Below are 24,678 nucleotides of genomic sequence, written 5' to 3'. Positions count from 1 at the left end.
TATCAGAAATATTGCTTTTCTGTCAAAAATAGGATATAATAGAAATACAACAATTTCCGGTCAGAAGCACAGGGGAGGTGCATATATGAAAACAGACAGAGACCTTAATTACAGGTTATATATACAGCGTACCGACGGCTTTACAAGGAGTCCCTATGACCGTGAACTAAGAGTATACAGAACCATACAGTCAGGGTATACCGAGGCAGTAAAGAGCAATTTCCGCAGGATAAGGAAGAATTTTTTTGAGGGAAAGGGAACGCTTTCTCCGGATCCTGTCCGCAATATAATGTACCATTTTGTGACGGCGGTAGGTCTTGTGGCAAGATTCTGCATAGAGGGCGGCATGGGACACGACACTGCCTACACCCTCAGCGATATTTACATACAGCGCGGAGACAGGCTCAATGACGTGGAAAAGATAATAGACCTCTTTGAGGAGATGCAGCTGGACTTTGCCGAGCGCATGAGAACTCTCAAAAAGGAAGACGTTACCTCCCTCCATGTGAGACGCTGTATAGACTATATTTACGAACATCTGCATGAAGAGCTCACACTGAACGTTCTTGCTGAACAGGTGGGGCTCAATCCCTCATATCTATCCAAGCTTTTTTCAAAGGAAAAGGGAATGAGCATAAAGACCTTTATCACGCGTGCAAAGGTGTCAACGGCTGAAAACCTGCTCAGAAGCTCTGATTTTTCATGCCTTGACATAGCTTTTGCACTGGGATTTTCTTCACAGAGCGCATTTATTAGCGTATTCAGAAAGATCAACGGCATAACGCCGAAAAAATACAGAGAGCTGCATTATATGGATGTAATTGAAGGGAACAGAGCGAAATGAGTAATAAAAAAACATCTGAAAAGAAAAATGAATTTGTATTCGGACTTGCAGTCACGGTGATACTCACACTGACAGCAATAATAGGAGCAGTATTCCATGAACCGTGGTATGAGGAGGCTCAGCCTTACCTTGTGGGACGTGACGCCTCATGGCATGACGTTGTATTCCTTATTCCCCACTATGAGGGACATCCGCCGCTCTGGCATATGCTCATAAAGTTTGCTTCGGTATTCGGAGCTCCCTATGAACTGACGATAAAGGCGGTACAGTTCATATTTTTTGAGGCAATGATAATAATGCTTGAGCTGAAGTCACCCTTCAGCCGCATAACAAAGGCGCTGCTGCCACTGAGCTTTTTCATTGTCTATCATTACTGCGTACTTTCAAGACCGTACGCTATGCTGATGTTTGCCTGTCTGCTCTGTGCGGCGGCATATAATAAAAGGAAAGAGAAGCCCCTTCCTTATATACTTGCGCTTATCTTTCTGTGTCTTTGCCATTCTTACGGAATAGCCTTTGCAGGCGGAATAGCAGCTGCGGACATAATCGGCGGTATCGCTGCACGTAAGAACATAAAGAAGGGTATTTCCGACATATTTGCCAACAGGAAGCTTTCTGCTGGATATATCGTTCTCCTTGCAGCGGCTGCGGTGATATTGGCGGATATAGCGCCGAAGCATGACACCATGGCAATGCACCTTGAAAAGACTTACAGCTATCCCGTAGTACTGCTTTTATGTATATTCTTTATACCCTCAGAGGTATTCGTTACCTCTTTTTCCTCCGACGCTACGAGCATACAGAACGAGCTCAACTCTGTGGTAGAGCTTATCGGAGCAGGCGCGGTTTCACTGATAATATGGAGCGTCATATTCATAGTGTGCAGGAAGCGTAAAATGCTTGCCGAGATGATAATACCCTATCTCTGTGTTTCTGTCGTAATGAGCATATACGCATATCCCCATCATTACGGAATGTTCCTGATGTACGTGATATTCGTCATGTGGACAGCCACTGAAAAGAGTCCTGTGAAGGCAGAGGAGTTCATATCGGTCATAAAGAAAGCGGGAATATCAGACAAGCTTGCAAAGCTCTGCGTGTACGGTCCTGTGGGGATATGCGTGCTCATGAATGTTTACTGGGACGTTTACAGCTATGCCAGCGACATAATGAAGCCCTACGACAATGCTCCTGCCGCAGCCGCATGGCTCGGGGAGCATAACGCGGAGAATATGAAGGTAATGATAGTATGGGCAAGTGATGACACAAACATCTATCCCGATGTACCTGTTACTCTGAACGCCTATTTCGGCAGCAATATATACTACAATATGGAAGGCAATGTCGCATATGTAACGCATATCCTTGCCGATGATGAGGAAATGGAGAAGGATATCGAGTATTTCCGCAGCTTCGGTCCGCCTGATCTCTTTGTGTGCACAGCTCCCGTTCAGACAGCCGTACTCAGAGAGAAGCTGGGATTTGAGGGCAGCTATATTGCGGAAGCCTTTTCGGGTACAGCCTATCGTCCCTTCAAGGACAAACTTGACGAAAAAAATCTTTATATAATGTGTACCCGCGAAAAATACAAGGAGTTATTCGGAAAAGAATATGAAGTATCATCATATAAGGAAGGCTGAGTTTATCAGCAGACCCAACAGGTTCATAGCCCGGGTTCTTCTTGACGGTGCTGTGGAAACTGTCCATGTGAAGAATACGGGACGCTGCAGGGAGATACTTACAGAGGGCTGTACGGTCTATCTTGAAGGCTCTGATAAGCCCATGCGCAAAACGAGATATGATCTTGTGGCTGCTGAGAAGCATCGTCAGGGAGCTTCTCCGCTTCTTATAAATATGGATTCGCAGATACCGAATCATGCGGCAGAGGAGTGGCTGCGCAGGGGAGAGCTGTTCGGCAGGCAGGCCGATATACGCCGTGAGAGCGTATTCGGAGATTCGCGGTTTGATTTCCGCATTGAGGATAATGGCAGCATCTCCTATCTCGAGGTAAAGGGCGTTACCCTTGAAAACAATGGTATAGCTTCATTTCCTGATGCCCCCACAGAACGCGGAGTCAAGCATATCCGCGAGCTCATAAGGGCACACAGTCAGGGCTTCGGAGCTTATCTTCTCTTTGTGATACAGATGAAGGAGATAACAGAGTTCCGTCCAAATGATATTACGCACCGTGCCTTCGGTGACGCACTGAGAGAGGCGGAGAGGGCGGGAGTAAAGCTTCTTGCTTATGACTGCAACGTAACGCCTGACAGTATGACCATAGATAAACCTATAAAGATCAGAACGGAGTATTGATATGAACTGGAAAACATTATTATGTGAAAAGAGAAGAAGAGGTTTTTCCACTACTTCGGTAAGTACGGATCCGAGAAATGAGTTCCAGAGGGATTATCACAGAATAATCGGCAGTGCCTCATTCCGCCGCCTTCAGGACAAGACACAGGTCTTTCCGCTTGACAGGGGCGATTTCGTAAGGACACGCCTTACCCATTCACTTGAGGTCTCATCATTTGCCAAATCCCTGGGACAGATGATATTCCGCAGTCTGGTCAGATATAAAAAGGACGAAGAGCTTTCATGGCAGGATATTGAGAAGATATGCAGTGTACTCGAATGTGCGGGGCTGGTGCACGATATAGGAAATCCCCCCTTCGGACATTTCGGCGAGGATTATATACGCGACTGGTTCAGACGAAACATTCCACAGCTGGAACTGGGCGGAAAGAGGATTGAAGATATGCTGTCCGATCAGATGCTGAATGATCTCTATAACTTTGAGGGCAACGCACAGGCGCTGAGGCTGCTCACAAAGCTTCACTTCCTTGTGGACGAGAACGGCATGAATCTTACATATACCCTTTTAAATACAATCATAAAGTATCCCGTGCCCTCCACAGGAATAAACAAGCACAGCGGCAACATCAAGGACAAGAAAATGGGGTATTATTATGCCGACACGGAGATATACAAAGACATCACGGAGAATACAGGAGCCGTTGACTGCCGTCATCCTCTTGCCTTCATACTTGAAGCCGCTGATGATATAGCCTATAAGACCGCCGATATTGAGGACGCTGTAAAGAAGGGCTTTATCACTCTTCCGCAGCTGCTTGCAGAGCTGAAGAAAAATACGGACAAGTGTGCGGATAAGGGCGAGCTTGAAGAGTACAGCAAGGCAGCCGCAAAGCTTGAGGAGTATTACGCCAATGCACTGGAAAAAGGCATTTCTTCACCCGAGCAGAACGCAGTACAGCGCTGGATAATATATGTTCAGGGGGTTCTGCTCAGATGTGCGGCTTTCGGATTTACAGACAATTACGATGCCATAATGGCCGGCACTTTCCCCAGGGAGCTGCTTGCGGTCTCCCGCGGCAATGTTCTTGCAGGAGTGCTGGGAGAGATAGCATACAATTATGTATTCAGGTCAAAGGAGATATACAAGCTCGAAATAGCGGCAGGAGAGATATACGAATTCCTGCTGAATAAGCTTACCCGTGCAGCTCTGGTATACGATACCGAGTACAGCGGATCTGCCATTGAACAGCGCATAATGAGACTTGTTTCCGAGAACTATATACGTGCATACAAGTTTGCAGCAGAGGGAAAGAGCGAGGAAGAGAAGCTTTATCTGAGGCTCATGCTTGTAACGGATTATGTATGCGGCATGACCGACGGATATGCACAGAAACTATACAGGGAGCTGAGTGGAATTGAGTGATATAAAGAAAAAATCATCCAGACGACGCATATTTGACATTATCCAGATAGGCAACAAGGATGATCTTATAAGCAGGAGCTTTGACTGGTTCATCGTAACGGTCATAATACTGAATATACTCACGGTTTTTCTTGATACCTTTGATGAGCTCAGCAGCCTTAAAGGAGTATTCAGGATAATAGAGGGAATGACTGTTATCGTATTCTGTGTGGAGTATATACTCCGCATATGGACGGCGGATCTGCTCTATCCCGATAAAAAGCCGCTGGCGGCAAGAGGGCGGTTCCTGTTATCCTTTGACGGGATCGTTGATCTTCTGACTATACTCCCTTTCTTCTTTTTGTCAGGCTTTATCGTATTCAGGATGCTCAGGGTGGTCAGGATACTTCATTTGTTCCGTGTCAATGCCCATTATGACTCCTTCCACATAATCACCACGGTACTTGTGGAGAAGTGCAATCAGATAATATCCTCGGTCTTCATAATAATAGTGCTCATGCTTGCGTCCTCATTGGGCATATACAGTGCAGAGCACGACGCACAGCCCGAGGCCTTCAGAAATGCTTTTTCGGGAATATGGTGGAGCGTTTCCACTCTGCTCACCGTAGGCTACGGTGATATATACCCCATAACGGTCATCGGAAAGCTCATGGCGATATGTATAGCCTTTCTCGGTGTGGGAGTCGTTGCCATACCGACAGGTATCATCAGTGCAGGATTTGTTGAACAGTACACAAAGAATCAGCATTCGGATATGCGCATAAGCGACATAAACGAGGTGGGCGAGGTGCTTGTGGACAAGAACAGTGACTTCAGGTCAAAGACCGTGCGCGAGGTGTCCGAGAAGTACTGCATACAGATACTTGTCATACTCAGAAACGGCCTGACCATAGTCCCCATAGAAGATGTGACTATAAAGACCAATGATATACTCATAATCAGGACAGAAAAGCTTGTAAAGAGCTGAGTTCCCGATATACAGAAAAGAGCCCTGCTATTTGTTGAAAACATACAAACAGCAGGGCTTCTATTGACAAGAATAGATATAAATGTTATAATATATATGCGAGAATAATTGGGTTGATTATTTGAGCGATGACCGGGGTGTGGTATCTGCACAATAACCGCACTGCGGCAATTTCTTTGTAAAGGACAGATCAGAGAAGCTGTATTCATGGGAGAGTACAGCTTTAGTCCTTTTTTGCTATATTTCATATAAAAAACAGAGCCCGGAGCAGTATTTCAACTGACTTCGGGCTATTTATATTCTGATGTATTGCACAAAACGATGAAGTTGTCTTTGTGCATAACGCAGAAAGTGAAATATTATTTTTTGAAATTCAATGGTTTTCAGTTGAAATTTGCCGCTTTTTGTATCACTTACAGAAAGACATGAAGCTTATGCACTTTCAAACTGTGAATTATAAAGCTGAGCGTAGAAGCCGTTTTTGTCAATGAGGTCATCGTGGCTGCCCTGCTCGATAATATCTCCGTCCTTCATAACAAGGATGATATCCGCATTCTTTATAGTTGACAGCCTGTGCGCGATAATGAAGCTGGTCCTTCCGCTCATAAGTCTGTCCATAGCGCTCTGTATGAGGAGCTCGGTTCTTGTATCCACAGAGGAGGTAGCTTCATCGAGGATCATGACCTTTGAATCCGAGAGTATGGCTCTTGCAATTGTAAGGAGCTGCTTCTGTCCCTGGGATACATTGCTTGCGTCCTCGTTTAGCACCATATTGTAGCCGTTTGGCAGTGACTTTATAAAATGATGGGCATGGGCTGCTTTGGCGGCAGCTATGACCTCCTCATCGGTAGCATCAAGCCTACCGTAGCGGATATTTTCCATGATAGTTCCGTTGAAGAGCCATGTGTCCTGCAATACCATACCGAAATTCTCACGGAGCCTGCCTCTGGGTATCTTTCTGATATCCGTGCCGTCAAGGCTGATAGTTCCGCTGTTGACATCATAGAACCTCATCAGCAGTTTGACTATAGTTGTTTTGCCTGCACCCGTAGGCCCTACGATAGCAATTTTCTGACCTGCCTTTACGTCGGCGCTGAAATCACCGATGATGATCTTTTCGGGATCATAACCAAAGGAAATATGGTCGAAGCGGACTGCACCTGTGACATTTTCCGGGATAACAGCATCGGCAGGTGACTGCTCCTCCTCTTCCTCGTCAAGGAATTCAAAAACTCTTTCTGCGGCAGCTGCCATTGACTGTACCTGGTTTATGACCTGAGCGATCTGCTGTATAGGCTGTGTGAACTGTTTTACATATTGTATGAATGCCTGTATATCACCGATGCCGATAACGCCCTTTATAGCCAGCAGTCCGCCTGAGATAGCGACTCCTGCATAGCCCATGTTGCCGACAAACTGCATTACGGGCATCATCATTCCCGAGAGGAACTGTGCCTTCCAAGCTGAGCTGTAGAGTACATTATTGACTGAGCAGAACTCATCGACAGTTTCCTGTTCCTTGTTGTAAGCCTGAACAACAGTGTGACCGCTGTATGTTTCCTCGACAATTCCGTTTATATGGCCGAGATACTCCTGCTGAGTGCGGAAGTACTTCTGTGACTTCTTTATTACAGCCGAGAGCAGGAATGCGGATATGGGGAGAATGATCAGTGAGATCAGCGTCATAAGCGGAGAGATGGAAAGCATCATAATAAGCGTTCCCACCAGAGTTGCCACGGATGTGATTATCTGGGTTATGCTCTGGTTAAGGGTAGTTCCCAGTGTATCCACGTCATTGGTTATGCGTGAGAGGACTTCGCCGTATGTTCTGCTTTCAAAGTAGGACATAGGCATACGGCCGATCTTTTCGGATATATCCTTTCTCAGACGGTAGGAGATTTTCTGCGAGATTCCTGTCATTATCCAGCCCTGTGCAAAGCTTACGGCGGAGCTGAATATATAAAGTCCGAGAGTGAAAAGGAGTATTTTCCCGATATAGCTGAAATCAATGCCGCCTGTTCCTGCTATCTTGCTCATAAGGCCGTCAAAAAGGGCATTTGTGGCCTTTGCCATAATCTTCGGACCTGCTACCGAAAACAAAGTCGCTGCCGCAGCAAGAATCATAACGATGAATATTGCAATCTTGTAGGCACCGAGGTATTTTACCAGCTTTTTTATGGAGCTCTTGAAGTTCTTTGGCTTTTCACCGGGGGCAAATCTTCCGCCGCCCATATGTCCTCTGCGTCCGGGCATACCGCTGCTTCTGTTTTCACTCATTTCCGTCACCTCCCAGGCTCTTTCTTATCTCTTCCTCCGAAAGCTGTGAGCCTGCGATCTGTTTATAGGTCTCGCAGTTCTTCATGAGCTCTCTGTGAGTGCCTCTGCCGACGATCTTACCGTCATCGAGAACGAGTATCTGTTCCGCGTTCATTATAGTGCTTATACGCTGTGCAACTATAATCACAGCGGCATTTTTCACATATGCCTCAAGGGCTTTTCTCAGTGCAGCATCGGTCTTCATGTCCAGAGCTGAGAAGCTGTCGTCGAATATATAGATCTCGGGCTGCTTTGCAATGGCTCTTGCAATGGCCAGACGCTGCTTCTGACCGCCGGAAACGTTGCTTCCGCCCTGGGATATGCTCCTTTCAAAGCCATTTTCGTCAGCAGCAATGAATTCCATAGCCTGAGCTATTTCCGCAGCCTTGCGGAGCTCCTCATCTGTGGCACCGGGCTTTCCGAATCTAAGGTTTGAAGCTATGGTGCCCGAGAAGAGCACTCCCTTCTGAGGTACAAGACCTATCCTGCTTCTGAGGTCTGATTTGCTCAGACTGCGGACGTCAACACCGTCAACGGTGATCTTTCCCTCTGTAACGTCGTAAAATCTCGGTATAAGATTGATAAGTGTGGATTTTCCGCAGCCTGTGCTTCCTATGACAGCGGTGGTCATGCCTGCTTCAGCGGTGAAGCTGATGTTTTCAATGGCATAATCGTCTGCATTTGGGTATTTGAAGCTTACATTCTCAAAGCATACAGTGCCTGTTGAGGCGGTTATCTTTTCTGGAGCCTCGGGCTCGGTCACTGATGTATCGGTTTTAAGCACTTCTTCTATACGGTCTGCTGCGACTCCTGCACGGGGGAGCATTACCGACATGACCGTAAGCATAAGGAAGGACATTACTATCTGTATCGCGTAGGTTATGAAAGCGGTCATGGCACCTACCTGTAATTCGCCTGTGTCTATCCTGTGAGCGGATACCCATACGATAGTAAGGGTAACTCCGTACATTATGAGCATCATACATGGGAGCATGAATGTCATTACTCTGTTTGTGAAGAGCTGGGTGCGCATAAGAGAGGTATTGGCTTCGTCAAAGCGTTTTTCCTCCTCCTTTTCTCTTCCGAAAGCGCGGATAACGCTGAGACCCGTGAGTATCTCACGGGATATGAGGTTGAGGCCGTCCACAAGCTTCTGCATTGCCTTGAATTTGGGCATTGCTATCACCATGAGTAAGAGTATCAGCATTAGTATCACAGCAACAGCGGCTATGATTATCCAGCCCATGTGCGCACCTGTGTTCAGTACCTTTATAACGCTTCCGATACCGAGTATCGGAGCGTACATCAGAACCCTCAGAAGGAGGGCAGTCACGAGCTGTATCTGCTGTACGTCGTTGGTGCTTCTTGTTATAAGAGAGGCAGTTGAGAACTTGTCTATCTCCGTATTTGAGTAGCCGATGACCTTGCGGAAGATTTTTTCTCTCAGGTCACGGCCAATGCCTGCGCCTGTACGGGCTGCAAAGTAGCCTGCGCATATGGAAGCTGCCAGCATCAGCAGCGACATCAGGAACATTTTCAATCCCTGTTTCCAGAGGTAGCTCTTCTGAAGCGAGTCAACGTCCACACCTGCTGCCTTGTCTGCTGCGATGGCGTAGGCAATTCCCATTGAACGCATGGTATGGCTTCCCACGGCAGATATGGTCTTATCCATATCGCTTCTCATGGCGGCGATCTTATCGCTGTCAAGGCTGCCGTTCTGTACAAGACCGAGCATAACAGGGCGCATATCCACGTATGTGGTCATAATGCCTTTTTCGTTCTTTGCTTCCCTTATATTCAGATCGGCACCCAGCATAGCTTCCAGATCCTTTAATGGGATGCTGTCAATATCCGTATCGCTGCCGGAAGCTCCCATGGATTTCTTTAAGGCAGCCCTGAAGGCTTCCTCGCTCATATTTCCCGACTGATAGGACATTGTCAGCGGCACAAGGAATCTTTCGCTGAGCTCTTCAAGCTCCTTCTTATCCGCAGTCCTTTTATAGCAGCCGCTTTCCTGTGAATAACAGACTGACCATTCTTCCTTTTCGGCTTCTGTCATATAAAGCGAAGAATAGAGCATATCCTCTGCCGTGAGCTTTTCCGGCAGGGCATATTCGATGCCGTGATTCTGTATGCCCGTGTCTATCATATCCGATGTGTACTGCGGCAGTGAGAGGTCACAGTATGCCTGTACTCCCAGCAGCAGAAGTATAATGAGCACGATAAACTTGTACGGCGCAAGATTAAGAATGATTCTTTTCATTATATCCTCCTTGGTTTGATATCAGCGTATATTATACATTAACAGTATATAAAAGTCAAGAAAAATCCCTTGAAATATCAAGGGAATTCCGTCATTCGAGAATGTCTTTCAGTTTTTCGTAATTCAGCCTTACTCCATCATCGAGATCAAGGGCTATATCCTGCTCTGCCATTTCTCTGAGACGGGCGATAAAGCCCTCCATTTCAAGGAGAAGGGTATTCAGACGGCTGATATTTCTTCGGTATGCGGCCTTTTCGGCTCCGGAGGCTTTACGGTATGCATCCGACATCCTTCGGTGCTCTTCCGTAAGTTCTTCATAGCGCGGTCTGGCATAGCTGTCGTTCAGACATCCTATAAGGGAGCTGTCGTATCTGTGAAGATACATCAGCGCCTTGAAGGCACCTTTGGGACCTGAGCTGAACTGCCAGTATACGGGACGGCTGTGATATACCTTGAAATGATCCTTGAAGAAGCTCCTGCGCAGATAGCTGTGGAGAGCCTCTTTCGGTGTGCCGCTGCCTCCGAGGACTCCTGCAATGAAAGCAAGGTTTTCCTCAAGAGTGTCGCTGCCGTAGACAGTGGAGATAAAATCCTCAACTGCTGCGGTAAGACCGTCATCAGGGCTGTTGAGCGGCATAATATTGTTCTTGCAGGGAATGACCGTTGAATATGCGGAAACGTCCCATTTGCCGCCTGCGTAGCAGAGGCCCTCACGGTCGAGAGAGTATCTTCCGAAGATACATCCCACAGCATAGCTGATAAGGCTTTTTATATCCCGCTGAAGATCTGCGCGCCTGACAGTGACGTCTGAGTCGTCTATCTCGGGGGTTATCTCGTCGCCTATATCATAAAGCCCTATATAGAAGCTGTTAAGCTTTTCTTCATTTTCCTTCAGTTTACGGAAGCGTTCCTCGCAGAGCTGCTCCCATTCCCTGTATTTATCAGAGATCAGTACAGACATGATATCTCTCCTATAATAAGTATAGAAAAATTATAGCATAAAAATAATAAAAAAGCAACAGTAGGAGCTGATGTGATTGACATTCTCTTTCGTTGATAGTATAATTAATTAGTTGATAAATAGTTGATTTTTTTCTTTTATCATAAAGCGGAAGGGAAGTGAGCCGATGTATAAAATACTTATCGCAGATGATGAAAAGGACGTTGTGAGCCTTCTGAAGGACTATTTTGAGCTGAACGGTTATTTGGCCTATACCGCATACGACGGCAGGAGCGCTGTTGAAGCAGCTGCCAATGCTCCGGATATAATACTCCTTGACGTGAATATGCCTGAATATGACGGATTTGAGGTTTGCAGCAGGATAAGGGATCATGTGAATTGTCCCATACTTTTTCTTACTGCAAAGATAGAGGACGAGGATAAGGTGAGAGGTTTCGCGTCAGGCGGAGACGATTACATAATAAAGCCCTTTTCTCTCGATGAACTCGGGGCACGTGTTGCTGCTCATATACGCAGGGATCACCGTGTATCCGCTGCAAAAAACGTGAAATTTTTCGGCGATCTGGTCATAGATTATACTGAAAAGACGGTCAGCGTCAATGACAGTATCATAGAGTTTGCAAACAAGGAGTTCTGCATAATCGAGCTTCTGTCGCTGAATGCGGGGCAGGTCTTTGACAAGGAAAGGATATATGAGAAGATATGGGGCTACGACGCCGAGGGTGACAGCTCGGTCATTGCGGAGCATATCCGCCGCATCAGGGCAAAGCTCGGCAAATTCGGCGAGGACAGCCATATAGGTACGGTATGGGGAATGGGATACAAATGGATAAAGTAAAGAATAAAAAGCTGTATCCGGCGCTCCTGCGCTATCTGGTGCCATGCTTTATAATATGTGGTATAGGAGTGCTCCTCCTTGATCTGCTGACAGGGTACCTTATGGACTGGTATATGGAAATAAAGCAGTCTGAGTACGCTGCTGCCGAGAATCTTGTGGTGTACACCAAGGCCAGCGACGATCTGTGGATTTATAAGCTGATGAGCTTCGGAAGGAGCGCAGTTATTGCGCTGTGGGCGGTGTTCTGCCTCTGGGAGACTGTGAGGATATACTACCGCAGAGAGATCAGCGAGCCAATAGAGATACTGAAAAGTGCTTCAAACAGGATACTGGGCGATGATCTGGATTTTACCGTTGAGTGTCGTTCAGGCAATGAGCTGGGGCAGCTTTGCGGTTCCTTTGAGACCATGCGTAAAAACCTGTATGACAGCAATTATGAGCTCTGGAAGTCGCTGGAGGAACGGAAACGCCTCAATTCCGCTTTTTCTCACGACCTGAGAACTCCGATAACCGTGCTTAAAGGCTATGCGGAGCTTGCGGACAGGTTTGAGGGGAAGCTTTCCGCTGAAAAGCAGACAGAGATCCTCGGCAAGATGTCCGGTCAGATAAAAAGGCTTGAGAGCTATACCGATAAGATGAGCAGTATTCATAAGCTGGAGGACATTATTCCGGAGGAGAAAAGCTTTTCCTTCGGGGATCTGTGCGGTCAGATCAGTGAAACAGGCAGGCTTGTCTGCGGCGATATACCTTATACCTTTAACTGTGAAGGAGACAGCGGGAAGGAGCTCTTCTCCGATTCCGAGCTGATAATGCAGGTGTTTGAGAATATTATCTCAAATGCTGTGAGATATACCGGGGACAGGATATGCTGTTCGGCGTCCTCGGATGATGATACACTGAAAATAACTGTTGCGGATAACGGAAGGGGCTTTTCCGATGACGCTCTGCGGAAGGCATGGCAGCCCTTTTACCGTGATAATAACGAGGACGAGAAGGAACACTTCGGTCTGGGACTATATATATGCAGGCTGCTGTGCAGGAAATGCGGCGGAGATCTCTCTATAAGCAACGGTGAAAACGGCGGCGGTGAGGTAATTGCTGTTTTTTCAATAAAAAAAACAGAAAGTAGATAAAAAGTTGAAAAACGGATCTTATAATAATGACATGATAGGAAAAGCTATCATGTCATTTCTTTTTGGAGGCGATAATATGAACAACTGTATAGAGATAAAAAACGTCAATAAGTTCTACGGAAAAAAACAGGCTTTATTTGACATAGATCTCACCATTGAACAGGGAATGTTCGGTCTTCTCGGCAGGAACGGCGCGGGAAAGACCACACTTATGAAAACTCTTGCGGCTCTTCATCAGAAAAAGAGCGGAGAGATAACCGTCTGCGGACTGCCCATAGAAAAGGCAAAGGATATACGTGCCATTACAGGCTATCTTCCGCAGGAATTCTCTATGTATCCCAATATGAAGACCGATGAAGCTCTGGATTATCTCGGTGCTCTTTCGGGAGTGCCTGCAAATGAAAGGAAAAAGAAAGTGACCGCTCTGCTCAGGCGCGTAAACCTTATCGATCACCGTCATAAAAAGGTCAAGGAGCTCTCGGGCGGCATGAAGCGCAGACTCGGTATCGCTCAGGCGCTTATCCACGATCCGAAGGTGCTTATCGTTGACGAGCCTACCGCGGGACTTGATCCCGAGGAAAGGATACGCTTCCGCAATCTGCTGTGCGAGGTAGCCGAGGACAGGATAGTCATACTCTCAACTCATATAGTAGGTGATATTGAAGCTACCTGCGAGCAGATAGCTATCATGGACGAGGGAAAAGTACTCTGGCGCGGAACTGTGAGCAGCCTTCTTGAAAATGCAAGGGGACATATCTATACCGCAAATGTGGAGAAGAGATTCCTTCCTCAGATAAAGAGGGAATTCATAGTCACGGGAATGATAGCTCAGAGCGATTATACCACCGTCCGCATAGTTTCGGACGCTGAGCCTGATCTGCCGAATGTTGTGCTGACAGAGCCTGATCTGGAAGGAGCATATATGTACTGTCTCCACAGCAGCGGCTGCGATATAAGCGGAGGTGAGGAATAATGCTGTTTGCGAAGGAATGCAGAAAAATATCCGGGTCTCTGGTATTCTGGATATACTGTATAATCATTGCGCTTATGTTTTTAACACAGTACTTTTCTGACTGTACAGAAAGAGAGTATCCGCCTTCACCGGGAAGGTCAGCAGGTGATTACGATTTCAAGCCCTCCGGAGACCATGATACTATTATCGAGGGAACAGTCAACAGTCTTATAAATGATTACTATTCAAATAAGTATATATGCTATCCCTTGGGTTTTTACAAGGCTGTTCATCTCAAGGACAAGGATCAGGAGAAGATCGAGGCCTATATAACCGAGATCACGGGGCTGGATCATGATAAGCTCGCAGAGATAAAAAATAACTGCGAGGAATACTATGTTTCCGACGGCGTCCATGAATATAAGGAATATAAGGCTGAGCATATCGACGTTGATACGGACAATATATCATATGACAGGTTCAGGGAGATAATCTCCGATATTGACAGTATTCTCGGCGGCGGTTCGGATTATGCTCCGGAGAGTGCCGAGTATAATTTCTCAATGATCCCAATGACATATGAGGACGCTCTTGAGGAATACAACGAGCTTTTTGAGAAGGATGGGATCGCAGGAGCCTATGCGAGGTTATTCAGCGACTATCTCGGTATTGTCCTTGGAATAATGCCTGTTTTTGTGGCAATAGCCATTGCTGCGGCAGACAGGAGAAGCAGAATGGATCAGCTGATTTTTTCAAGGAGCATTTCCTCGTTCAGGCTTGTATTTACACGCTATGCCGCACTTATTACCATGATGTTCATACCTGTACTGACAGAGATTATCGCTTCTGTCATACAGCTATTGGTGATATACAACGGTGAAAGTGTTGCTGTGGAGAAAATGTTAGGTATCCCTGTTTTCTGGCTGCTGCCTAATTTAATGGTATCAGCTGCCCTCGGTATGCTGCTGACCGAGATGTTCTCGGGCGGAACTGCCATAGTCGTTCAGTTCGCGGTATGGTTCATGAGCATTATGAGGGGCGGTACGGTATTATCGGGAAACATAAGGAAATTTACCCTTGTATGCAGACATAATACTCTTTATAACCGCGCACAGTTCATGCTTCATAAGAACGATTTCATATTCAACAGAACGTTCTATTTTATCGCTTCTCTTGCGGCAGTCGCTGTAACGGCGTTTGTATTTGAAATGAAGAGGGGAGGAAGATTCAATGGTATCAGGCTGTTTGGCAAAGATGGTATTCTCAGACGTAAGGCATAATTATGTGATACATTACCTCACTGCGGTCGGAATATTGTTCCTGACCCCGTTGCTATTCGGAATATCACAGCTGGATAGTATTCTGTCCGCACAGCCTCTTGAGATCATACTTCCGCTTATGGGAACGGTCCTGATGACGCCTGTATTTTTTCCAGAGCAGAATGAGAATATCAGGGATGTGGTGCGTTCTAAGAAAACTTCATATCATCTGCTGTGCTTTATAAGGATAATGTGTTCGGTGCTGATGCTGTCCCTGTTTATCGGCGGATTTGTGATCTACATGAAGTCTGCCGGCTGCAATGTGACTGCGAAGCATTTTGCAGGTTCGCTGGCAAGTGCGCTTATACTTGGAAGTGCGGGTTTCTTTGCGGCAGCGGTCAGCGATAATGTTATTGCCGGCTATATGACGTCGGTCATATACTATATGAGCAATTTCACTATGAAGGATAAGCTCCGTGTGTTATACCTCTTCTCAATGTCACACGGGAGATTCGAGGAGAAAAAATACCTTGTTATAATAGCTGCCGCACTTGTGGCAGGTGGATTTGCAGTAAGGAAACTGATGAGAAAATAGTATTATCCGACACTTTGGGGTAAACATAATATAAAAGCCATAGTGCTTCCGTATAGCGGAAATACTATGGCTTTTTATTATATTTCTGTCCCCTGTAATCACCGTTCATATGTTTTCTGATAAATATTGCCTCAGCTGTGCGGCTATGCTATAATTATACGGTCAGGCATGAGCGCTTTTCAGCTGAAGACGTATTCTGTCGCTTATCAGTGCGATAAATTCGGAATTGGTCGGTCTGCCTCTGTAGCTGTCAACGTTGTACCCGAAGAAATCATTGATCATCTCGGCGTTTCCGCGATCCCATGCGATTTCTATGGCGTGGCGTATCGCTCTTTCCACTCTTGATGAGGTTGTGTCGTATTTCTGGGCTACCCGCGGATAAAGAAGCTTTGTAACGCAGTCCATCAGCTTCTGATTGTCTATGGCGCTGAGGATGGCTGTTCTCAGGTAATGATACCCCTTTATATGTGCAGGTACACCGAGCCTCCTTATTATATCGGTCACGATTATCTCTGTGTCCGTGCAGCTTCGGTCAGGGGATCTTTTGCATACCGATTTGATTATCGAAGCAATTGCTCCGACTTCATAAGGTCTTGAAAGAAAATATGAAGCACCATTTTCAATGACCTGTCGTTCGATGAAGCTGTTGTTGATATCGGATACTACAATAAATGCAGGGACGTTTCCTGACGATGCGCGTGCGCGCTCAATCAGTGATATTGCGTCTGTATCCGGAAGTGTCAGATCTAACAATACGACATCGGGACTGTCTTTCAGAATTGAATCAAGTATAGCTTTTCCGTTTTTTCTGCGGGTATAGGCAATGAAGCCGCATTCCCGCAGCGTTACTGCTGCTTTTACTCCGTTTGATGCTGAATCGTCTCCAATCAATACCTTGATTCTTTCATTTTCCATATCTGGACTCCTTTCTTGTTACTACGCTACTTATTTTACACATTTTCCGTTCAAAAAACAAGGGGGATATTTAACGCAAATTGTCGAATAAAAAGAAAAACTGTTAGGTGCTATTGCAGATAGTTGGTTTTTGAATTGCTTTAGGTAATTAATATTTCTTTTTGTGTTATAAAATAAAAATTATTGTAATCCCTTGACTTTTATTTTGGGGTGTAGTATAATATTAAAGTACTTTGCGAGTGTGCTGGAATAGGCAGACAGGCACGTTTGAGGGGCGTGTGTCGAGAGACGTATGGGTTCAAGTCCCATTACTCGCACCAAAGTATGGACAGATGGCTGAGCTGGTCTAAGGCGCACGACTGGAACTCGTGTTAACGTTAATAGCGTTACGAGGGTTCGAATCCCTCTCTGTCCGCCAGAATTAAAAAACCTGTATTTAGCAGAAAACGCTAAATACAGGTTTTTCTGTTATCTATGCAAATACAGTAAAAACTGCGTGTATGACAATGGAACTTCATATAATCACGCGAGATCGCACGAAATTCACTTTAAGGCTGTTCTGATATTATTAATCGGCTCTCTGTATGAGAGCCGGATTTATTTTGTGATATATATGCGATTCAATGAATGTTGCTGTAACTAAGGTCTTCCAAGAATTCGGCAGTCACTATCTAAGATTTTTATGTTTTTTTTATGCACATTCCTTGACAATTCCATTTTTATATGTTAGGATATAAGTGGTATATTTAACCGTTTTTCTTTCAGCTTAAGATGATATTGATCATAATAACAGGAGGGATATTAATGAAAAATAAGGTAAAAGCACTGAAAGCAACAGCACTTCTCGCTGTTGCTACACTGACAACAGGTATTTCTGTGTCAATTCAGAGAGGCGTTTTTGTATCTGCTCCGCTTGCAGCCTATGCAGCAGATAATGATAGCTACACAGAAGGAAAATCGGGCCCTCTGACTTACAGGAAATATTCTGACCATGTAGAGATAAGCAACTGTGAAATGTCGGCAACATCTGTTGAGATACCTGAGAGCATTGAAGGTTTGCCCGTTACTGTGATCGGTATTTATGCTTTCCAGATTAGCAGCATAAAAAGCGTAACTATCCCGAATTCGGTTAAAGAAATTGGTCACTACGCTTTTAACAATTGTTCCGGTCTTAAATCAGTAACTATTCCTGACAGCGTTGAAAAAGTCGGTATCCGCGCATTTGAAAACTGTACATCTCTGGAAACAGTTGAATTCCCTGATCATATTATCGAGTGGAATTCAAAAGTATTTGAGGGAACTCCGTGGATAGCATCGCAGCGCGAAAAATCTCCTCTGGTCATCGTTAACGGTGCATTGCTGGACGGAGACAAGTGCAAGGGCGATGTAAAACTTACATCTGACATAAAGTATATCGCATCAGGTGCATTTCAGCGTAATATGGATATTACATCCGTTGTTGTTCCTTCAAGCGTTACAAAGCTTTGTGACAACGTATTCTTCTATTGTTTAAATCTTACCTCGGTTGAACTCAACGGCGCAACACTTATTGACAGTATGGCTTTCTGCGGATGCAACAAACTGACTGATCTTAAACTTTCAGGTAAACTTACCAGTATTGACGAAAGAGCTTTTTCAGATGTTACATCAAATGCGACCATTACATTCTACGGCAGTAAGGAAACCTGGGAAAAGGTTGATAAACCGAGCGATGATCCATTTCTCAGAAATGCAAAAATGATATTTGATGAAAATCACACCGATCCTGATGAAGAAATTGCAGGCGATTTGAATATGGACGGTGAATTCAATGTTGCCGACCTTTTACTGTTTCAGAAGTGGCTGCTTGGTGATAAAAATGCAGAACTAAAGAACTGGAAGGCTGCTGATTATACAAAGGATGAAGTTCTTGATGTATTTGACCTTGTTATTATGAGAAAAGCTATTATAGATAAATAATTCTTATATATAAAACCACCCTTTAATAGGGTGGTTTTTGCATTATCCGATTATACCTATCTTTCGAGATTAAAAAATGCGCCTGTACTTTAGAGCTGTCTTCTTATATTTGAAATGATAATTATATCAGGTTTTTTATCATCAGGCAGGAAGAAGATATATTCCTGCTTTGTGAGGAGGATTTATTTCGAATTTGCTCTGGTTTTGTATTATTAATGATTGACATAAAACGTCTTAATTGTTATAATAACTTATGTATAGGCGAAAGAGAGAAGTTTATTGATAGCGAAGATTCATGAAAAAAATGGGCTAAATAATGGTATTGATTCGATGCAGATATTAATTATTCATATAACTATAAAACGCCGGGGAGGAGAAGAAAATTAAAAGAAAGCTTTTCTGTGAAATATCACCGCTTACTTATGCGATCTCGGAGAAAAAAAGCATTATGGTTAGATCGCTGAATAACCTGTGCAGTGCGAAGCACTTTGCTAAAACAAAGCAGAAGAAAAAATTGTCGTATGTTGTATACAGACATAATTCGCTGATAAGGCGAAAGCTTGGCAACGTCGATATGAGGCTCCAGGAAAACAAAGCAGTAAATCTTTCGATTGCCTCGCCCAGAATAACCAATATACTTATACGTCCCGGAGAAACTTTTTCATTCTGGTATCTTGTGGGCAATACGACTGCAAAGAAGGGGTACAAGGAAGGTCTTACGATATTTGCTGACCATACTGAACCGGGTATTGGAGGAGGAATGTGTCAGATGACAAATCTGATACACTGGATGGTGCTGCACTCTGATCTGAAGATAACCGAGCATCATCATCATGATGGGCTTGATCTTTTTCCTGATTTTCAGAGAAAAATACCGTTTGGCACAGGCACTTCGATCATGTATAACTACCTTGATTACCGGTTTGAAAATACTACACACAGGACTTATCAGCTTATAGTTTATACTACGCCGGAGTATCTCTGCGGCGAACTCAGAACGGATACGCCTCAGAATAACAAGTATCATATTTGGACAAAGAATGTATTCTTTTCAAGGGAAAACGGTGTTGTTTACAGAAATGGTGAGGTGTATCGCGACAAAATGGACGGCTGTACAGGCAAAATAATCGGGAGAAAGCTCATACGCCGCAACCACGCAAGGGTCCTTTATGATACAAGTGGACTTGATATAGCTGAAACCGACGTGACGGAAGCAATTAACTGATCGAGGCAGTACAAATGTCATTGACAAAGCTGTTTATGTCTATGATCAGACTGTCCTTGTAAATACGAATCAGTTCAGACATTGTAGCCGGCAGTCGATCGCAGAGACGAAGACCATTTGTCAGCAAGCATACATTGCATTATCTGATGAAATGTGATATAATGATAATACTTTAAGCTTTAAGATGTATTTATAAAGGAGGAAATAACATGGCAAACAATGAAAAACTCAATCCCTATGCAGGAACACAGACCGAAAAGAATCTTAAGGCCGCATTTGCCGGCGAATCAGAGGCAAGAAACAAGTATACCTACTTTGCTTCAAAGGCCAAAAAAGAGGGCTTTGAACAGATCGCTGCACTGTTTCTTAAAACAGCTGATAACGAGAAGGAGCATGCAAAGCTCTGGTTCAAGGAGCTTAACGGAATAGGCTCGACTTCCGAGAATCTTGAAGATGCTGCAAACGGTGAGAACTTCGAGTGGACTGATATGTACGAGGAATTTGCAAAGACAGCCGAAGCTGAAGGTTTCAATGAACTTGCAGAAAAATTCCGCGGTGTAGCTGCTATAGAAAAGCATCATGAGGAACGCTACCGTGCGCTTCTTAAGAATATCGAGATGCAGGAGGTCTTCAAAAAGAGTTCCGTAAAGGTATGGGAATGTCGTAACTGCGGACACATCGTAGTAGGTGAGGAGGCGCCCGAGGTATGTCCTGTATGTGCACATCCGCAGTCATATTTTGAAGTTCACGCTGAAAACTATTGATAGTATTCTGCACGAAACCGGTTTTAAGGCTGTTCCAATGACAGTAAAAGCTCGTCCGTTCAGGGCGAGCATTATTTTTAGTACATGACAAAAGATAGTACAACGATGTGAAAGAAGCCAGCTTCTTATATAATGGCTGTAGGTCCTCATATAATGCTCTATTTCATTGGGATAAAAGTATACTGTTTGTATTTTGTTGGCGGCTCCATATTACCTGTTTTAAAAAAATAAATAATCTGTAAATGTTGTGAATGCCTATTGACAGGCAAAATGATTGATGATATAATGATTGCAAGAAGAATACGGTATGTATATAAAATATGTAGGAGGGGTATATTAATGTTGCATAATACATTTTATCCTGCCGAAGACGGCAATACGGAAACGATCGTTATGCTTCATGGTTTTGGTGGAAATTCCCGTATCTGGAAATATCAGGTGCCATTGCTCTTAAAACATTATAATGTTCTTACTATTGATCTTCCAAGCCATAATGAAGGTAATCTGAGACTGTCACAGCTTGAGGTGAGTTTAGATGCGATAAGCCGTGAGATACTTGCTGTATGTGATGAGTATAATGTCAGGCATGCTATTTTTATGGGAGTTTCTCTCGGTACTATTTTTGTGAAGTATATTGAAGCATTTTATCCTGATTATGTTGATTTCGGAATTCTGGTCGGTGCGGTCGCAACTGTCAATGTATTGCTTCGCGGAATTGCACGTCTTTTTTCAAAAATAGGGGATAAGCTTCCGTTTGCTGCAGTTTATCATTTATTCAGCTGGATCATTATGCCGGGAAAGCTTAATGAAGAAAGCAGAAGTATTTTCCGTAAATGTGCTATCGCATTGAATAAAAAGGAATTCAAACTCTATATGCACATTTTCAATCAGGCTTTCCGTTTCAGCAAGATATTTGAAAAGGAGCATCATCCTGAAAACACTTATATTTCAGGCAGGCTCGATTCCTGTTTCCGAAAGAGAACAGTACGTGAAGCTAAGAGCAGCTGCGGTCGGATGATCCAGATGGCTTCCTGTGGTCATGTCTGTAATATAGTGCAAAAGGATCGCTTTAATGAGCTTATGATGAAGCTGCTTGACAGAGATTGTTCTCTCATGGCAGAATAACGATAAAAAATGTCAGCTCCCTATATGGGAGCTGATTTTTATTTCTGAACAAGGATTATTCGTTTCGGTTATTGAGATGATATTCTTTTCAGAGAATTCAGCAGCACCAGAAGTTATACATCTCAAAAAATAGTATCGCGGATACGGTGATAAGGTTTCCCGTAAAGCATGATATGCTGCGCAGCCTTCCGTAGGGGAGCTTTTTCTTTGCTATGAGTGAGTAAGCGGCGGCAAGCAGAGCAAGTCCGCATAATGCAAGGCATATGAGCTGTATAACGCCGATGACTGTGCCCTGTGTTTTGGTGAGACCGTCGTTGTCTCCTTTTATGCGAATGACCACAATGGATATCATTGCAGCAAGTGATACTATCTTTGCAAATTGTCCTGCGGTGATGATGTGTGCAAAGGACAGGGGAGCAGCCTTGTGTGCCTTGTTCAGCTTCCGCTTTGCAAGGAGTATGAACAGTGACGCAACGCCGCAGAGCATGAAGCCTGCAAGGAGACAGAGCTTGGGTATGTAATGCTTTATTTCAAGGTATTCCGAGCAGCTGTTATAAATGCCCCGTGTGCCGTCCGAATTATAGGCTATGCCATATATAGCGTCATCAGCCCAGTCTTCGGAGTGATATTCAAGAAATACATCGTCAGCGATCTTTACAGCGTCTATATTGTCGATTGAGAATGCGTCCATATACAGTATGAATCTTCCCATACCTGCTGCATGAGTACGAGTGTCGGAATAGTATCCGCTGTAGGGCGTCAGATCTGTTTTCTCGAAGTTTTCGCCGATATAGTTCTTAGTCTTCAATCTGCCGAAAACATATGAGCATAAATAGTTGGGGAAATCATCACGGCAGTTTGAAAGGCCTACGATTCCGAACTTTGATACGGGATCGAATTCCATATTAGAAACGCAGCCAAAGGTACCTCCTGTATGTCCGAAGGTGCGGACGTTGTTGTATTCATGGACGTCAAAGCCGTAGCTGAAGCTTGGGATATCAGTGTTCCCGTAGAATGAGGAGCCTGAGAACATCTTCTCCTGAGTTTCGGCATTTTTGAACAAGGGGTGGTCGTCGTTGACCAAAGCCTGTGCGTAGGTGGCAAGGTCGCCGATAGTACCTGTTATTGAGCCGCAGGGGTAGAGCTGGTCGTTGAAAAGGCAGGTGCCCTTGGAATTGAATTCCTGGATCATTCCTTCCTCTATTACTCCGTCCTCGTTTTCTTCATATCCGCTATGTGTGGATACTGCGTAGCAGTTCATTTTCAAGCGCTGCTCTCTTACCCACGGATTATCTGTGAGGTCGGGACCTGCTGAGGTGTGCTCCATGCCGAGGGGCTCGAAGATATTCCTGTGGACGTAATCAACGTAGTCCATGCCGCTTACTCGCTGAACGATAAGTCCTGCAAGTGAAGCAGCCCAGTTTGAGTAGGAAGCAACCTCACCGGGACGGTATGTCTGGGCAGGCTCCACATTTTTGAGGGCTTCTTCAAGTGAGGGCATTTCAGCCATATCCTCTGAGGTGGAGTCGTAGAACTTCTCGCACCAGCCGCCCTTGTGGTTCATGATATCCATAAGAGTAATGGGATCGTCGTATTTAAGGTGGCGGAAGAAGTTATCGGGGAGATAGGTGCGGATATCAGCTTCAAGGTCTATCTTTCCCTGTTCCCAGAGCTGCATGATGCTTACCCATATAAAGGTCTTGGAGATGCTGCCCCATTCAAACACGCTGTTCTCGTCGGCAGGGGTGTGCTCTTCGATATTTGTGCAGCCGTAGTAGCGGGTGTAAAGTATCTCGTCTCCGTGGAAAACAAGCTCCACACGAGCGCTGTCGGTCTTGCTATGTTCGATATTGTAGGGATGAGAGGCTATTTTTTCCTGACTGCTTATAAGCTTACTGACTGTTACTCCCGACGGACATTTTAGCTCGTCCTCATCTTCTGCAAAGGTACTGAAAGGCTGAGTGCAGACTGTAAGCACCGCCGAAGCTATGAAAGCGGCAGTTTTGCGCAATAAGTTTTTCATGTATATCCACCTCCTTAAAGCTCACGTGCTTCATAGTCCACTACCGAGCATACAAGCTGATAGAGTGTGAAGCCGAATCCGATAAAGATAAGTACGATACTGAGCAGCATACCGTTCATGGGAGCTGCCAGTGCCATGATCATATTTAAAAGCACTATAAGTGCAGGCTTGAGTATATCTATATTGAATATATATATTATGGCAGCTGCTATGGCATAGACAAGTGCGATACCGCCTAAGAATTTAAGGAAGCTCCTCAGCATGGAATTGCTTTTGATTGAAATGCCCTTTTTGAAGTATTTTCTGTGCTGACCTGCCATGACCATGAGCGTTACAGCAAAAATAAGCCAGAACATTGAGTTTTCCAGTGCCTTCATCTGTATACCTGTGCCGAAACCGCTTGTTTTTTCGTATACTTCGTTTACGTCCTTTGAAATAATAGTTCCGTGTAAATCACTGAATTTTTCCATTATGAGATACAGAATAAAAATAAATGCCGAAAAAACGGTGTATATTCCCGTGGTAAGAGCAAAGCGTGAAATGACAATGCTTTTTCTGTCGGCGGGGATAACTGTGAATATTTTTCCTGCATTGTGGGTCTTTTCTGCCATTGTGATGAAGGGCACGAGCATTACTCCAAGTACTACAATACTGAATGCCATGAATATGGCTTCTGTGAGCATTCCAATGGCTACAAATATAGCAGTAAGTGCGAGTATAAGGAAGAATATGCCCTTGTTTCTGCCCTTTGCCGATATGAGATCGACTCGTATAAGGTCGATTATCTTTTTCATATTGTCCCT

Annotated in this window: 20 protein-coding genes and 2 tRNA genes; 16 read left to right on the top strand and 6 right to left on the bottom strand. The window is 44.7% G+C overall.

All coding sequences use genetic code 11. The features are described 5' to 3' along the window. The first annotated feature begins 85 nt into the window (after nt 1–85). The 5 genes from RF007C_RS04595 to RF007C_RS04575 are packed head-to-tail and all read left to right on the top strand — an operon-like array spanning nt 86 to nt 5,547. Nucleotides 86–844, top strand: coding sequence for a helix-turn-helix transcriptional regulator (locus tag RF007C_RS04595; RefSeq protein ID WP_037297658.1), 759 nt, complete (start codon nt 86–88; stop codon nt 842–844). Then, complete coding sequence (locus RF007C_RS04590; protein WP_037297656.1) at nt 841–2,484, top strand: hypothetical protein; 1,644 nt, start codon at nt 841–843, stop codon at nt 2,482–2,484. Before RF007C_RS04595 ends, RF007C_RS04590 begins: the two co-directional genes overlap by 4 nt. After that, nucleotides 2,456–3,157, top strand: coding sequence for a DNA/RNA nuclease SfsA (gene sfsA / locus RF007C_RS04585; protein WP_037297653.1), 702 nt, complete (start codon nt 2,456–2,458; stop codon nt 3,155–3,157). The genes RF007C_RS04590 and sfsA overlap by 29 nt, the downstream gene beginning before the upstream one ends. A gap of 1 nt (nt 3,158) precedes the next feature. Next, complete coding sequence (locus RF007C_RS04580) at nt 3,159–4,580, top strand: deoxyguanosinetriphosphate triphosphohydrolase (RefSeq protein ID WP_037297650.1); 1,422 nt, start codon at nt 3,159–3,161, stop codon at nt 4,578–4,580. Then, nucleotides 4,573–5,547 carry an ion transporter gene (locus tag RF007C_RS04575; protein ID WP_082316692.1) on the top strand — a complete coding sequence of 325 codons (975 nt, stop codon included), beginning with the start codon at nt 4,573–4,575 and terminating at the stop codon, nt 5,545–5,547. The genes RF007C_RS04580 and RF007C_RS04575 overlap by 8 nt, the downstream gene beginning before the upstream one ends. A gap of 432 nt (nt 5,548–5,979) precedes the next feature. Here RF007C_RS04575 and RF007C_RS04570 read toward each other — a convergent pair whose 3' ends face one another. From RF007C_RS04570 to RF007C_RS04560, 3 genes are all read right to left on the bottom strand, one after another. Beyond that, nucleotides 5,980–7,824 carry an ABC transporter ATP-binding protein gene (locus tag RF007C_RS04570; RefSeq protein ID WP_037297648.1) on the bottom strand — a complete coding sequence of 615 codons (1,845 nt, stop codon included), beginning with the start codon at nt 7,822–7,824 and terminating at the stop codon, nt 5,980–5,982. Beyond that, complete coding sequence (locus RF007C_RS04565) at nt 7,817–10,126, bottom strand: ABC transporter ATP-binding protein (RefSeq protein ID WP_019678014.1); 2,310 nt, start codon at nt 10,124–10,126, stop codon at nt 7,817–7,819. Before RF007C_RS04565 ends, RF007C_RS04570 begins: the two co-directional genes overlap by 8 nt. A gap of 91 nt (nt 10,127–10,217) precedes the next feature. Further along, nucleotides 10,218–11,087 (bottom strand): hypothetical protein, encoded by an 870-nt coding sequence (locus RF007C_RS04560; RefSeq protein WP_037297646.1) that lies wholly within the window; start codon nt 11,085–11,087, stop codon nt 10,218–10,220. 166 nt (nt 11,088–11,253) lie between these two features. Here RF007C_RS04560 and RF007C_RS04555 point away from each other — a divergent pair, with 166 nt between their 5' ends. The 5 genes from RF007C_RS04555 to RF007C_RS04535 all read left to right on the top strand — a co-directional run bounded on the left by RF007C_RS04555 (nt 11,254) and on the right by RF007C_RS04535 (nt 15,864). Beyond that, nucleotides 11,254–11,925, top strand: a complete 672-nt coding sequence (locus tag RF007C_RS04555) for a response regulator transcription factor (RefSeq protein ID WP_037297644.1) — start codon at nt 11,254–11,256, stop codon at nt 11,923–11,925. Further along, the gene (locus RF007C_RS04550; protein ID WP_037297641.1) at nt 11,913–13,058 is read left to right on the top strand and encodes a HAMP domain-containing sensor histidine kinase; all 1,146 of its coding nucleotides are present in this window, start codon (nt 11,913–11,915) and stop codon (nt 13,056–13,058) included. Before RF007C_RS04555 ends, RF007C_RS04550 begins: the two co-directional genes overlap by 13 nt. A 76-nt stretch (nt 13,059–13,134) precedes the next feature. Beyond that, entirely contained in the window at nt 13,135–14,031 is an 897-nt protein-coding gene (locus RF007C_RS04545) for an ABC transporter ATP-binding protein (protein ID WP_037297936.1), read from the top strand. Beyond that, entirely contained in the window at nt 14,031–15,290 is a 1,260-nt protein-coding gene (locus RF007C_RS04540) for an ABC transporter permease (RefSeq protein WP_037297638.1), read from the top strand. The genes RF007C_RS04545 and RF007C_RS04540 overlap by 1 nt, the downstream gene beginning before the upstream one ends. After that, on the top strand, nt 15,241–15,864 hold the full coding sequence (locus tag RF007C_RS04535; RefSeq protein ID WP_037297636.1) for a hypothetical protein: 624 nt from the start codon (nt 15,241–15,243) through the stop codon (nt 15,862–15,864). The genes RF007C_RS04540 and RF007C_RS04535 overlap by 50 nt, the downstream gene beginning before the upstream one ends. Before the next feature lie 162 nt (nt 15,865–16,026). On the opposite strand, the gene spo0A is transcribed toward RF007C_RS04535, so the two are convergent. Next, a complete protein-coding gene (spo0A, locus tag RF007C_RS04530) occupies nt 16,027–16,779 on the bottom strand; it encodes a sporulation transcription factor Spo0A (RefSeq protein WP_037297634.1) in 753 nt (250 codons plus the stop codon). Nucleotides 16,780–17,014: 235 nt separating this feature from the next. On the opposite strand from spo0A, the gene RF007C_RS04525 reads away from it, so the two are divergent. The 6 genes from RF007C_RS04525 to RF007C_RS04500 all read left to right on the top strand — a co-directional run bounded on the left by RF007C_RS04525 (nt 17,015) and on the right by RF007C_RS04500 (nt 21,852). Then, nucleotides 17,015–17,099: transfer RNA gene (locus RF007C_RS04525), tRNA-Leu, on the top strand. Nucleotides 17,100–17,105: 6 nt separating this feature from the next. Beyond that, nucleotides 17,106–17,197: transfer RNA gene (locus tag RF007C_RS04520), tRNA-Ser, on the top strand. Between the two features lie 386 nt (nt 17,198–17,583). Next, nucleotides 17,584–18,738: a leucine-rich repeat protein gene (locus RF007C_RS04515; RefSeq protein WP_019678006.1), complete on the top strand. Its 1,155-nt coding sequence runs from the start codon at nt 17,584–17,586 to the stop codon at nt 18,736–18,738. Nucleotides 18,739–19,186: 448 nt separating this feature from the next. Continuing rightward, nucleotides 19,187–19,963, top strand: coding sequence for a VanW family protein (locus RF007C_RS04510; RefSeq protein ID WP_206537797.1), 777 nt, complete (start codon nt 19,187–19,189; stop codon nt 19,961–19,963). Nucleotides 19,964–20,172: 209 nt separating this feature from the next. Next, nucleotides 20,173–20,727 carry a rubrerythrin gene (gene rbr / locus RF007C_RS04505; protein WP_019678004.1) on the top strand — a complete coding sequence of 185 codons (555 nt, stop codon included), beginning with the start codon at nt 20,173–20,175 and terminating at the stop codon, nt 20,725–20,727. 339 nt (nt 20,728–21,066) lie between these two features. Continuing rightward, a complete protein-coding gene (locus RF007C_RS04500) occupies nt 21,067–21,852 on the top strand; it encodes an alpha/beta fold hydrolase (RefSeq protein ID WP_037297630.1) in 786 nt (261 codons plus the stop codon). Between the two features lie 97 nt (nt 21,853–21,949). On the opposite strand, the gene RF007C_RS16330 is transcribed toward RF007C_RS04500, so the two are convergent. Both RF007C_RS16330 and RF007C_RS04490 read right to left on the bottom strand, forming a co-directional pair. After that, nucleotides 21,950–23,875, bottom strand: coding sequence for a serine hydrolase domain-containing protein (locus RF007C_RS16330; protein WP_051456515.1), 1,926 nt, complete (start codon nt 23,873–23,875; stop codon nt 21,950–21,952). A gap of 14 nt (nt 23,876–23,889) precedes the next feature. Next, complete coding sequence (locus RF007C_RS04490) at nt 23,890–24,669, bottom strand: ABC-2 transporter permease (RefSeq protein ID WP_037297628.1); 780 nt, start codon at nt 24,667–24,669, stop codon at nt 23,890–23,892. Between the last annotated feature and the right edge of the window lie 9 nt (nt 24,670–24,678).

The organism is Ruminococcus flavefaciens 007c, from assembly GCF_000571935.1.
In the GTDB taxonomy this organism is placed as follows: Bacteria; Bacillota; Clostridia; order Oscillospirales; family Ruminococcaceae; genus Ruminococcus; species Ruminococcus flavefaciens_F.
The sequence above is the reverse complement of the archived record's forward strand: the minus strand, read 5'-3'. Positions and strand labels throughout refer to the sequence as shown.